Raw genomic sequence first — 12,679 nt, forward strand, 5'->3', positions numbered from 1 at the left:
CCCTAGGAGTTGGAATGTACAAGTTACCCGAAGACCTCGAGAGCAAATACAAGTTCGTGACCCTGGCTTCAAAGCGTGCCGAACAGTTGCAGATGGGTGCCTTGCCTCGCGTGATCGAGGACGACCGCAAGTCGACCGTGATCGCCCAGGCTGAGGTCGCGACCGGCGCCGTCAAGGAGTGGATTCCGGAGACCGACGAAGATCTGGCAAGCGCCCTCGACGACGAAGAAGAATAGCCTCTCGGGATGCGGGTCGCGCTCGGTGTCAGTGGCGGCATCGCCGCCTACAAGGCTTGCGAGATCATTCGGGGTCTCGACGGAGCGGGTGTCGAAGTCCACGTGTTGATGACACGCAATGCGTGTCAATTCGTCACACCCCTGACGCTCCAGACCCTCGCAGGCCGCAAGGTGCAGGTCGAGACCTTCGACACCGACAGCGACCAGACGGTCCATCACATCGAGTTGGCGCGTACGATCGACCTGTTCGCGGTGGCGCCTGCGACCGCGAACGTCCTCGCCAAGTTTAGCGGTGGAATCGCCGACGACCTGCTTTCCACGTTCTTCATTTCTCTGACCGTTCCGACCCTTGTCGCTCCGGCGATGAACAGTCGGATGTGGTTACACGATGCGACACGTCGCAATCTGGCGACGCTGGCGAATCGGGGAGTCGAGGTGATCGAGCCGGAGAGCGGCTGGCTTGCCGAGCGTGAGGTTGGCGTCGGGCGCCTGGCGGATCCCGCCGTGATCGTCGAGCGGATCCTGGCGGGTCTCCGCCGCTCCTCGGAACTCACCGGGAAACGGGTCGTGGTCAGTGCGGGCCCGACTCGCGAACCCATCGACCCCGTACGTTTCATCTCCAATGGCTCCTCCGGGAGGATGGGGTTCGCACTTGCCACCGTCGCGGCCCAGCGTGGGGCCGACGTGACACTTGTCAGCGGCCCCGTTTCGCTCCCGACCCCGTTCGGGGTTCGTCGCGTCGATGTGAAGACTTCCGCCGAGATGCGGGATGCCGTGCTCTCCGCACGGGACGACGCGGCTATCGTCTTCATGTCGGCCGCAGTCTCCGATTTCATCCCCACGGCGGAGCCGCGGAAGATCAAGAAGTCCGGTGACGGGCTGACGCTCAAGATGGAGCGCGGGCCGGACATCCTCGCCGAGATGGGGCGGGATCGGCGTGAGGATCTGCTGGTCGGCTTTGCGGCCGAGACCGACGACCTGTTGCAGAATGCCCAGGACAAACTCGAGCGGAAGAATCTCGACATGATCGTTGCCAACGACGTGTCGACCGAGGGGATCGGAATCAACTCGCCCGACAACGCAGTCACGATGATCGATCGCGACGGTACACACCATGACGTCGGGAAACGATCGAAGCGACTCGTTGCAGAGGCGATTCTGGACCATGCAACGGCGACGCTGAAACGGCGGGCGGGTGCCACGCGATGAGTGAACCCACGGCCGATCTGCGTGAGTGGGTGGCCTATCTGGCGGAGAGCGGTGTGCAGGAACTTCGAATCGAGGGTAAGCCGGGGCCGCTGGATGTCGTTCGTGAGGAGCTTGGCGAGTGTACTCGCTGCAAGCTGCACGACGGCCGCACGAAGATCGTGTTTGGCGTGGGGAACCCGCAAGCGGACCTGATGTTCATCGGTGAGGGGCCCGGAGCGGAAGAGGATCGTCGCGGGGAGCCCTTCGTCGGCCGCGCCGGAAAGAAGCTGGACGAGATGATCCAGGCGATCGGACTCTCTCGAGAGCAGGTCTACATCGCCAACATCGTCAAGTGTCGCCCGCCGAACAACCGCGATCCCGAGCGCGACGAGATCGAGGCCTGTTCGCCGTTCCTGAAGAAGCAGATTGCGGCCATCGCGCCACGGGTGATCGTCACCCTCGGCGGACCGGCGACGAAGACGATCCTCGAGACGAAGGTCGGCATTACACGACTTAGAGGGGAGTGGGCCGAGTTCGAGGGGATCCCGGTCATGCCGACATTTCACCCGGCCTACCTGCTCCGCGCGTACACCAAGGAAAATCGAATGAGCGTCTGGTCGGACCTGAAAACCGCCCGGGCGCGTATCGACGACCCGGAGGCGTGACGACCCCGACTTCCGAGACGGTTTGCGTCGCCGTGGCGTTGCCGATTCCACCTCGCCGCTCGTTCACCTACCGTGTTCCGGACCGCTGGCAGCATGCGATCGCCCCGGGGGTCGTGGTTCGCGTTCCCTTCGGACCCCGCAAACTCCGCGGGGTCGTGGTCGACGTCGTGCCCGCACCGGACGATCCATCGATCCGTCTCCGCGACATCGCCGCGGTGCTCGACGACCCACCGGCGTTCACCGACGAACTGCTGCAGCTCAGTCGCTTCGTCGCGGATTACTACCTCTGTTCCTGGGGCGAGGCTCTCGAGGCGGCCATGCCCCCGCCGGCCGCGAGCGCCAGGATCGATCACGAGCTGCGTCGCGGTGTGGGGGCCGAGCCGTCGTTTCGGGGTGGCGCGGTCCGGCAACGACAACTGTGGTCGTGGTTGCCCGAGGACGGTGGCTGGCGTTCCGAGCGTCAGCTTCCCGGCGAACTTCGTCCATCGATCACGGCCCTGCAGCGACGCGGCTGGATCGAGAGGCGGGCGACGGAAGCGGAGGCAGTCGGTTCGCCCCAGGAGCCGACCTTCGAACTCTCGGTCGAGCAGGAGCGGGTCCTGGCGATCCTGGGAACGGCGATCGAGGCCGGCGAGTACGCTCCGTTCCTGCTCTACGGTGCGACGGGGTCCGGAAAGACCGAGGTCTATCTGCGTTCGGCCGAGAGGACGCTCGCCGCGGGCCGAAGCGTGTTGTACCTCGTTCCCGAGATCGGCCTCACCCCACTTCTACAGGAGAAGATCGAGCGTCGCTTTCCCGGCCAGGTCGTGGTGCTCCACAGCGGCCTCCGCCGTTCGGAACGAAGGCAAGCCTGGGATCGTGTCAGGGACGGACGCTGTCGCTTCGTCGTCGGGACTCGATCGGCGGTGTTCGCACCGCTCCACGACACCGGATTGATCCTGGTCGACGAGGAGCACGACGGTAGTTACAAGCAGAGTGAGACGCCCCGCTATCACGGCCGCGACGTGGCAGTTGTCCGGGCCCGCAACAACAACGCGATCGTCGTGCTCGGCTCTGCGACACCGGCCCTTGAGAGTTTCTCCCACGCGCAGGCCGGTCACTACCGGCTCCTGGAACTTGGCGGGCGCGTGACCGCGCGACCGCTGCCGACCGTGACCACGGTTGACATGCGAGAGCAATACGGCGAGGCCGGCTCCGTGCTCACGCTCGCACCGGAGACCGTCACGGCATTGCAGGAGTGCATGGAACGTGGCGAGCAGGCGATGATCCTCCGTAACCGCCGGGGCTGGGCCACGACGCTTCTGTGTCATGCCTGTGGCGAGCGGGTCGTCTGCGGCGAGTGCAGCCTGACGCTGACCTGGCATCGGCGCGATCGACGTCTGCGTTGTCATACCTGTGCGGCGGAGCATCCGTACCCCGACGCGTGCCCGACCTGCGAGGGCAAGGATCTTCAGCTTCTGGGTGAGGGGACCGAACGTGTCGAGGATCGTCTGGCCGAGTTGTTTCCGGACGCGGTCATCGGTCGCATGGATCGGGATACGATCCGCGGTCGGGGCGCCCACGCGAAGATGCTGGAGCGGGTCGATCGTCGGGAGATCGACATCCTCGTCGGCACGCAGATGATCGCCAAGGGGCACGACTTCGCCGGCGTAACGCTCGTCTGCGTCCTCTCCGCGGATCAGAGTCTCGGCGTTCCGGATTTTCGAGCGGCGGAGCGAACGTTTCAGCTGCTGACCCAGGTCTCCGGTCGAGCCGGTCGTGGCGAGGCTGCGGGGCGTGTCGTCGTGCAGGCGTTCGATCCACAACATCCGATCCTCCAGTTTGCCGCCCAGCACGACTACGACGGCTTCTATCGGCGGGAGATCCGCTTCCGACAGGCCCTTCGCTATCCCCCGGCGGCGGCCATGGTTCGATTGCTGGTGCAGCACGAGGACGAACTTCAGGCGCGAGAGTGGGCTCAGATGCTCGGCGAGGCAATTCGGGATCGAGTCGGCGATCGTGCGTTTCTCAGTGGTCCCGGCCCGGCGCCGATCGAGCGGATCCAGGGTCGCTTTCGGCAGATGCTGCTGGCACGCTCCCCGGGACGGCGACAACTCGTGACGGCGATCGACGAGGCGCTCGAGGTGGGCAAGTTGCCCGTGCCGCGGCGGGCAATTCAGGTCGACGTCGACCCGCTGTCGCTCCTCTGAGCATGCTAGCGTTACGGGCGTGAACGTGCGGACACACACTCGACTCGGCATCGTCGGTTCTCTCATGCCCGGGGGCACCGACGGCGCACAGCCGCGATGGCCCGACAACGCAAGGCATGCAGACATCGCAGAGCTGAGGGCGGACCACCTATCGCCGGACGAGATGTCGGGGTGGCTTGCCGCGGCACCGGGACCCACCATCGTGACGATTCGAAGATCGTCCGATGGAGGCGGTTTCGACGGCAGTGAAGATGAGCGTCGGCAGTTGCTGACGCGTTCGCTCGACGAAGGCGCAACGTTTATCGATGTCGAATTGGATAGCGAGTTGGCATCGACGTTTCTGTTGAGCTCGCCTAAGCGTGTTCTCCTCTCGCATCATGCCGACGACCTTGACCCGTCTTCGTGCGCCGAACACGCACGCCGGTTGCTCGCAACCTCCGCCGCGTACGTGAAGCTGGTGCCGACCGCGTCATCGGTCTCCGATCTCGCGACGGTCAAGGAACTGCTGGCCGCCTCGGACGGCCGCCTGATCCATTTCGCCATGGGCCGCGCAGGTCGACTCTCCCGACTTCTGGCATTCCGCTGGGGCGGAGCCGCGACCTACGGAAGTCTGACGCAAGGTTCAGAAACGGCGGCCGGGCAGTGGTGTGTCGATGCTCTACGCAAGACGTTCGCCGTCAACACGATCGGGCCACAGACTCCGCTGCAGTTTCTGCTTGGACGGGAGGTCTACTCTAGCCCATCGCCTGCGATGCATCGTGCCGCGGCGCGAGAGCATGACCTGGAGACGCGCTACCTGCCCCTCGAGCTCGATGATCTTGACCACCTCCAAGCGATCGAGTCGCCCGAGGGTCTGGCCGTCACTGTTCCGTTCAAGGAGGCAATCGTCGAGCACTGCAAGACGCTGGATCCCGTCGCGAGCGTGTCCCGATCGGTCAATACGATGCGTCGGGTGGCGGGGCAGTGGCACGGCGCCAATACCGACGGCCCGGCAACCGTTCAACTCGTCTCTAAGCATCTGGACCTCGACGGTGCACGGGTTCAGATTCTTGGAGCCGGTGGCACGGCGGCCGCAATCGCGGTGGCCCTGACGGCGGTGGGCGCCAAAGTCGTGATCGCCAATCGACACGAGGACCGCGCGCGCGATCTCGCATCCCGCGTCGGGGCGGACTGGGGGCCTGCCGACCCGTCCAGCTGGTCGAAGTGGGATCTCCTTGTGCAGACCACACCGTGTCGCACCCTCGCAGAGTTGTCCCTGGCGGAGACTCCGTTGACCGGTGGGTTGGTCATGGATGCGGTCTACGGGCCCGACGGAACGGAGTTGACCCGTCAAGCGAGAGCCGAAGGCTTGGCGGTCGTCGACGGCCTCGATCTCCTGATCGCCCAGGGTTCGATGCAGTTTCAACTTCTGAACGAATGTCCCGCCGACGAGGCTCTCATGCGTGCTGCGGCATCACAGTGGCTTTCCCCGTGAATGCTTGACGGGTCCCATGGCTCCCCATACCCTCCTCCTGATGGGGTTCTACGTCGAACCGATCGACAGGGGGAGCATGATGTACGTCAATAGCCGGTCCGTGGTCGTGCTGGTCCTGCTGGTCCTGCTGCTCGCGGTCCTGAGTGGATGCGCGGGGCTGGCTCCGATGCGTGCCGACGATCCGCGAGGTCTCGATCGCAAGCTGTCGACGTTCGCCTGGATCGAAGACGGGGATGTGATGACCCTGATTGTCGACACCAAGGCCACCCGCTATCGAGAAGAGACCGCCTATATCCCTCTCGAGGTGGCCATCTCCAATAACGGCCTCAAGCAGATCTCCCTGACCCGCGAGTCGTTCACCCTTATGGACGAGGAGGGCAACCGCTATCCCCTCGCAACGCCGACCGAGTTGATGAAGGGCTACGAATACCTCGACTTCGACCGGACGCACCTCTCGGAGCTACCGGGAATCGTCTTCAATCGTTACGCGGCCTATGCGTTTTACCCCAGCAAATTCAGCCCCACGCGTGCGCTCGGTGGGATCGTTCACGACTCGCTACCGTTACCCAAGTTCGGCTACACGATCGACGTGCTCTACTTCCCCAGTCCGACGACCGGTGTCGTGGGGCATGAGTTCGAATTGTTTGTGGACGCGCCGGAACTCGAGGACCCGATCTTCGTGAAGTTCATGGTTAAGTGACGTGCGCCTTCTGCTGATCGACAACTACGATTCGTTCACCTACAACCTCGCTCAACAATTCCTCCAGTTCGGGGTGCAGTTGGAGGTGCGTTTGAACGACAAGGTGACGGTCGGCTCGATCGCCGGTCTTGCGCCGGACGCCATCGTGATCTCGCCAGGTCCGGGACGACCGGAAAACGCCGGCGTTTCGATGGCCGTCGTCGAGCGCTACATGGGCAAGATTCCGATCCTCGGCGTCTGTCTCGGTCACCAGGCCATCGGTCAGGTTTGCGGCGCCACCATCGTGCAGGCGCCAACGTTGATGCACGGCAAGACGTCGTCGATCGTGCATGACGGCACCGATCTATTCGAGGGGCTCCCCGCGAAATTCGACGCGACGCGGTACCACTCGCTGGTGATCGACGAGTCGACACTTCCGGACTGCCTGGAAGCGACGGCCCACACACCCGAGGGTGTGCTGATGGCGCTGCGTCATCGTCAGCACCCGGTGTGGGGTGTTCAGTTTCATCCCGAGTCGATCCTGACCGATGTGGGTGCCGACCTGTTGCAGAACTTTCTTCGCGGAACGGGTGTCCGGGCGTAGCGGAACTTGCCCCACAACCCGCTCCGGTGTTAATAAGGGTCTCTGCACGGACGCTGGTCAGGAGGTAAGTGCCCATGTCTTCTTTCGCTCCCTACAATCTCAAGGCCTGGGTCGAAGAGAACCGCGAGTCTCTGAAGCCACCGGTCGGCAACAAGATGGTCTGGAAGGACCGCGAATTCCTGGTGATGGTCGTCGGCGGGCCGAACCGGCGGAAGGACTATCACGTCGAGGATGGCGAGGAGTTCTTCTATCAGATAGAGGGCGACATCGTCGTTCGAGTGATGGAGGAGTCCGGTCCCCGCGATATCGAGATCAAGGAAGGGGAGATCTTTCTTCTTCCAGCCCACGTCCCTCACTCTCCGCAACGACCCGCCGGTACCGTCGGTCTTGTCGTCGAGCGGATTCGTCAGCCCGGCGAGTTGGATCATCTCCGCTGGTTCTGCGAGGGCTGCGGGGAGGTCCTGCACAACGCCAGTTTCGAACTCGAGGATCTCAGTACCCAGCTCAAGCCGATCATCGAGGGGTTTTATGCGGACGAGTCCGTGAGGACCTGCAAGAGCTGTGGTGTGGTCATGGAGGTGCCGGGCACGAAGTGACCGTTCGCCCGGAAGGCCTCCGATGAAAATCGACCTGCACACCCACATCGTTCCCGAGAAGTGGCCCGACCTGGCGCGTCGTTACGGCTACCCGGGGTTCGTGAATCTCGAGCACCAGGGGGATGGCTGCGCCCGGATGATGCGGGACGGCAAGTGCTTTCGCGTCGTCCAGGAGAACTGTTGGTCGATCGATGCCCGTATCGCCGACTGCGACCGTCATGGCGTCGATATGCAGGTTCTCTCGACGGTCCCCGTGATGTTCTCGTACTGGGCGCGACCGGAGCATGGTGCAGAGATCGCCCGTTGGCTAAACGACGACCTCGCAGCGGTGGTCGCTCGACGTCCCGACCGATTCGTCGGTCTCGGGACCCTGCCGTTGCAGGACCCCCAGCGATCGATCGGTGAGTTGGAGTACTGCGTCGAGACCCTGGGTTTTCCGGGGGTTCAGATCGGCTCGCATGTCAACCAGCACGAACTTGGCCACAAGTCCCTTGCGCCGATCTTCAAGCGAGCGGAGCAGTTGGGTGCGGCGATCTTCGTCCATCCCTGGGACATGCTCGGCGCCGACCGCTCGAAGGACTACTGGCTGCCCTGGCTTGTCGGAATGCCGGCCGAGACCAGCATGGCCATCTGCTCCCTGATCTTCTCCGGTCGCCTGGAGCAGCACCCCGATCTGCGGGTCGGTTTCGCCCATGGGGGCGGCTCGTTTCCCGCGACCGTCGGGCGGATCGTCCACGGGTTCGATGTGCGTCCCGACCTGTGTGCGGTCGATAACCCGGTCTCGCCTGGGGAGTACGTTCGGCGGATCTACTACGACTCTTTGGTTCACGATCCGCAGAGCCTGCGGTTTCTGATCGAGCGTGCCGGTCTCGATCGTATCGCGCTGGGAACCGACTATCCGTTCCCGCTGGGAGAACTGGAACCGGGTCGCCTCATCGAGTCCATGGACGATCTGGACGACTCGGCCCGTCAGCGACTCCTGTCCGGAACGGCCCTGGAGTTTCTCGGCTTGAAAACCGGGAGCGCGTCGTGACCGTCCTGGACCGTGCGCGAGAGTTGGACGCGGTCGACCCGCTGGCGCGTTTCCGAGAGCAGTTCCATTTCCCTGACGACGCCGAAGGAAAACCCTGTCTCTACTTCTGCGGAAACTCCCTGGGGCTACAGCCGAAGAATGTCCAGGACATCGTCGATGAGGAGTTGACCGCCTGGAGGCAGCGTGCCGTCGATGCTCATTTCGAGGGGGAGCGACCGTGGTATTCGTACCACGAGCGATTTGCCGCGCCGCTGGCCCGTCTTGTGGGTGCGCATCCCGACGAAGTTGTCGCCATGAACAGCCTGACCGTCAATCTGCACCTGATGATGGTGTCGTTCTATCGCCCGGACGCCACCCGCAACCGCATCCTCGTGGAACCGTTCGCCTTCCCGTCGGACAACTTCGCCGTTCGCTCGCAGCTTCGGTTTCATGGGGTCAGAGACGACGGTTTGCTGGTTCCGGCGACAGCGGATGACGGCGTGACGGTGGACCTGCAGGCGTTCAAGGATCTGTTCGAGGCGCAGGGCGACCGGATCGCGCTGGTTCTTCTGGGCGGTGTGAACTACTTCACCGGGCAGCTGTACGACCTGAAGGCGATCACCGAGATTGCCCACGCCCACGGGGCCCGGGTCGGTGTCGATCTGGCCCACGCGGCGGGGAACGTCCCGCTGGATCTCCACGAGAGCGGTGTCGATTTCGCCGTCTGGTGTTCCTACAAGTATCTCAACGCCGGGCCCGGCGCGATCGCCGGTTGTTTCGTTCATCGTCGTCACCTTAAGGATCGCTCGCTGTCCCGTTTCGCGGGCTGGTGGGGGCATGACCCGGCCCGTCGTTTTCGCATGCATCTTGAGAGCCGGTTCCAGCCGACGGAGAGCGCCGACGGCTGGCAACTAAGCAACCCGCCGATCCTGGCGATGGCACCGCTCTGGGCCTCACTGCGATGGTTCGAGGAAGCGGGAATCGAGGCGTTGCGGGCCAAGTCGATCCAGCTGACCACGTTCCTGATCGACTGTCTCGACGATCTCGATTTGCCCGGGATGACGATCCTCACCCCGCGGGACCCTCGGTCCCGGGGGAGTCAGCTGTCGCTCAGGTTCAGGGAGGATGTCGGACCCGTTCAGGAGGCCCTCCAGAAGGCCGGTGTCATCGTCGATGTCCGCAAACCCGACGTGATCCGTGTCGCGCCCGTCCCGCTCTACAACAGCTTTCATGACGTGTGGCGGTTGACGGAGCGGCTGCGCGACATCGTCGGCGCTTCATGAGCGGGCGCGGTCGGACGGCGATCGTTGCCGGGGCCGGCCTTGGCGGGTCGCTGATGGCGATCTACCTCGCCCGGGCCGGCTATCGCGTCAAGCTGGTCGAGCGACGGGGCGACCCTCGCCGACCGGGAATCGGTGGCGGCCGGTCGATCAATCTCGCAATCTCGGCGCGCGGATTCAACGCGCTGGGTGGGGTCGACCTGGAACAACGCGTCCTGGGCATGGCGATCCCGATGCGTGGCCGGATGCTTCACGACCACGCGGGGGAGTTGAAGTTTCAACCCTACGGGACGAAGCCCGAGCATGTGATCCGTTCGGTCTCACGACTCGGACTGAATCAGATGCTGATTGATGCGGCCTCCGGACACGAGGGCATCGAGTTGTTGTTCGAACATACCGTCCGTGATGTCGATCTCGAGCAGGGCAACCTGATCGCCAGCCGACCCGGCGGCGGCGAGGTCACGGTCGAAGGGGACTTCGTCGTAGGGGCGGATGGTGCGTTCTCCGCCGTGCGTGCTCGCATGCAGCGTCTCGACCGGTTTCAGTACTCGCAGGACTACCTTCCACTGGGTTACAAGGAACTCTCCATCCCCGCGGGAGAGGGTGGGGCGTTTCGTATCGAGCGGGAGGCGCTTCACATATGGCCGCGGGGCAACTCGATGATGATCGCGCTTCCCAACGCCGATGGATCGTTCACCTGTACGTTGTTCTGGCCGTTCGAGGGGAAAGCGGGGTTTACGCTCCCGGAGCAGCCCGACGCGATTCGCGAACATTTCGGCACACACTTCGCCGACGCGGTCCCGCTGATGCCCGAGCTGGTCGAGGATTATCTGCGCAACCCGACCAGCTCGCTCGTGACGGTTCGCTGTTCTCCGTGGCATGTGGGAGGGCGCGTGGTCCTGCTGGGAGATGCTGCCCACGCCGTGGTGCCGTTCTACGGTCAGGGGGCGAACGCCTCCTTCGAGGACTGCGTCGTGCTGGATGCCTGCCTGCGCGAGGCGTCGGGAGATCTCGGGCAGGCGTTCGGCGAGTATAGCCGACGCCGCAAGCGTCACGCGGACGCCATCGCCGACCTGGCGATCGAGAATTTTCATGTGATGAGCGATCGTGTGTCGTCACCGCTGTTCCAGCTGGGAAAGCGGGGCGAGGCGTTGGCCGAGCGGATGTTGCCATTCTGGTTCATCCCGCTCTACACGATGATCAGCTTCAGTCTTATCCCGTATGACGATGCGCGTCGGCGCGCGAGCGCCCAGCGGCGTCAGCTGAGGCTGGGAGTTCTGTTTGTCGTCGTCGTCGTTCTGGGTATCCTGGGACTTCTGCTCTTGCCGGGCGGATAGGAGGCCTCGTGACCATCAACTATTCCAGCTACCTGCAGCTGGATCGCCTGCTGGCGCTGCAGGATCCGCAGTCGGATCCCGAGGAGCACGACGAGCTGCTCTTCATCGTGATCCATCAGGTCTACGAACTGTGGTTCAAGCAGTTGCTTCACGAACTGGATCGCGCCGAGCGGGATCTTCGCGATAACGAGCTGTTCGGGCCGATCGCGACGTTCAAGCGGGTCCGGATGATCGTGAAGACGCTGGTCGGGCAGCTGGACATCCTCGAGACCATGACACCGATGTCGTTCAACTCCTTTCGCGATCGGCTGGATGACGCGTCGGGGTTCCAGTCGATACAGTTTCGGATGGCGGAGTACGCGTTGGGCTACAAGCGCGAAGGTGCGCTGAAGCATGTCAAGCCCGAGTGGTTCGGTTACGACGAACTCCGTCGCCGGCTCGACGGCCCGTCCGTGGTAGACGGCTTCTACCGGTTCCTCGCGAGTCGCGGCCTGGAAGTCCCGCAGGAGGTCCTCGATCGTGAGGGGCAGACGACCCAACCGGACGCCACCGTCCAGAAGGGACTGCTGCAGCTCTATCGCACGGAGCCATCGGTCGGGATCCTGCTCGAACTGATGATGGATGTCGACGAGGGGCTCCAGGAATGGCGCTATCGGCATGTGAAGCTGGTCGAACGCACGATCGGCAACAAGCACGGGACCGGCGGCAGTCTCGGGGTCGAGTTCCTCAAGCGGTCGCTGTTCCAGCCGATCTTTCCCGACCTGTGGGCCATCCGGCATGAGTTCTGATCCCGACCGCAAGCTCTACGATCTGACGCCTACGATCGATGGGGGGCTTCAGGTTTTCCCGGGGGATACGCCCCCCACCCGAGAGGTGTTGCTGGATCTCGCCCGCGGGGACCACCTGACGTTGTCGTCGCTGCACGCAACGGTCCACCTCGGTGCGCATGCCGACGCACCCTCGCACTACGACCGTGACGGCGGCGACATGGCCAGCCAGTCGCTGGACCGTTATCTGGGTCGCTGTCGTCTTGTCCGAGCGGAGACGCCGGCGGGTGAGCGGGTGGCAGCGGACCGACTTCCGGAGGGTGAACTCGGCGAGCGACTCCTGGTCGCGACGAATAGTTACCCCGATCCTCGCCGATCGATTGGCGAGGGCTTCGCAGGGCTGCAGCCGGAGTTCGTCACCGAGTGCGCTCGTCGCGGCGTACGGCTGATCGGCGTCGACATGCCCAGCGTCGACCTCGTCGACGCCAAGCACCTAACGGCGCACGCCGCCTGTCGAGAGCACGGCATCCTGATTCTGGAAGGCCTGTTGCTGAACGAGATTCCCGAAGGCGAGTACGAGTTGATCGCGCTTCCGCTCAAGCTGGCGGGGTTTGACGGGTCGCCGGTGCGGGCGGTGCTTCGAACGTTGTAG

13 protein-coding genes are annotated in these 12,679 nt (G+C 63.9%); all 13 read left to right on the forward strand.

Annotated features, from left to right (window positions below):
* The first annotated feature begins 14 nt into the window (after nucleotides 1-14).
* The 13 genes from rpoZ (at nucleotide 15) to OES25_08485 (ending at nucleotide 12,679) form a co-directional block, all read left to right on the forward strand.
* Nucleotides 15-236 carry a DNA-directed RNA polymerase subunit omega gene (rpoZ, locus tag OES25_08425; GenBank protein ID MDH3627669.1) on the forward strand — a complete coding sequence of 74 codons (222 nt, stop codon included), beginning with the start codon at nucleotides 15-17 and terminating at the stop codon, nucleotides 234-236.
* A 9-nt stretch (nucleotides 237-245) separates the two neighbouring features.
* Entirely contained in the window at nucleotides 246-1,445 is a 1,200-nt protein-coding gene (gene coaBC, locus OES25_08430; protein ID MDH3627670.1) for a bifunctional phosphopantothenoylcysteine decarboxylase/phosphopantothenate--cysteine ligase CoaBC, read from the forward strand.
* Nucleotides 1,442-2,089: a uracil-DNA glycosylase gene (locus tag OES25_08435; GenBank protein ID MDH3627671.1), complete on the forward strand. Its 648-nt coding sequence runs from the start codon at nucleotides 1,442-1,444 to the stop codon at nucleotides 2,087-2,089. The genes coaBC and OES25_08435 overlap by 4 nt, the downstream gene beginning before the upstream one ends.
* Entirely contained in the window at nucleotides 2,086-4,278 is a 2,193-nt protein-coding gene (gene priA, locus OES25_08440) for a primosomal protein N' (protein MDH3627672.1), read from the forward strand. Before OES25_08435 ends, priA begins: the two co-directional genes overlap by 4 nt.
* Nucleotides 4,279-4,297: 19 nt before the next feature.
* A complete protein-coding gene (locus tag OES25_08445; GenBank protein MDH3627673.1) occupies nucleotides 4,298-5,752 on the forward strand; it encodes a type I 3-dehydroquinate dehydratase in 1,455 nt (484 codons plus the stop codon).
* A gap of 16 nt (nucleotides 5,753-5,768) precedes the next feature.
* Nucleotides 5,769-6,452: a hypothetical protein gene (locus OES25_08450; protein MDH3627674.1), complete on the forward strand. Its 684-nt coding sequence runs from the start codon at nucleotides 5,769-5,771 to the stop codon at nucleotides 6,450-6,452.
* Between the two features lies 1 nt (nucleotide 6,453).
* Nucleotides 6,454-7,035: an aminodeoxychorismate/anthranilate synthase component II gene (locus tag OES25_08455; protein MDH3627675.1), complete on the forward strand. Its 582-nt coding sequence runs from the start codon at nucleotides 6,454-6,456 to the stop codon at nucleotides 7,033-7,035.
* 74 nt (nucleotides 7,036-7,109) lie between these two features.
* The gene (locus OES25_08460; GenBank protein MDH3627676.1) at nucleotides 7,110-7,631 is read left to right on the forward strand and encodes a 3-hydroxyanthranilate 3,4-dioxygenase; all 522 of its coding nucleotides are present in this window, start codon (nucleotides 7,110-7,112) and stop codon (nucleotides 7,629-7,631) included.
* 22 nt (nucleotides 7,632-7,653) lie between these two features.
* Entirely contained in the window at nucleotides 7,654-8,664 is a 1,011-nt protein-coding gene (locus tag OES25_08465) for an amidohydrolase (GenBank protein MDH3627677.1), read from the forward strand.
* The gene (gene kynU, locus OES25_08470) at nucleotides 8,661-9,926 is read left to right on the forward strand and encodes a kynureninase (protein MDH3627678.1); all 1,266 of its coding nucleotides are present in this window, start codon (nucleotides 8,661-8,663) and stop codon (nucleotides 9,924-9,926) included. Before OES25_08465 ends, kynU begins: the two co-directional genes overlap by 4 nt.
* Nucleotides 9,923-11,260, forward strand: a complete 1,338-nt coding sequence (locus OES25_08475; GenBank protein MDH3627679.1) for an FAD-dependent monooxygenase — start codon at nucleotides 9,923-9,925, stop codon at nucleotides 11,258-11,260. Before kynU ends, OES25_08475 begins: the two co-directional genes overlap by 4 nt.
* A gap of 8 nt (nucleotides 11,261-11,268) precedes the next feature.
* A complete protein-coding gene (locus OES25_08480) occupies nucleotides 11,269-12,048 on the forward strand; it encodes a tryptophan 2,3-dioxygenase family protein (protein MDH3627680.1) in 780 nt (259 codons plus the stop codon).
* Nucleotides 12,038-12,679: a cyclase family protein gene (locus OES25_08485; GenBank protein MDH3627681.1), complete on the forward strand. Its 642-nt coding sequence runs from the start codon at nucleotides 12,038-12,040 to the stop codon at nucleotides 12,677-12,679. Before OES25_08480 ends, OES25_08485 begins: the two co-directional genes overlap by 11 nt.

The sequence above is a fragment of the Acidobacteriota bacterium genome, assembly GCA_029861955.1.
GTDB lineage: Bacteria > Acidobacteriota > Polarisedimenticolia > Polarisedimenticolales > Polarisedimenticolaceae > JAOTYK01.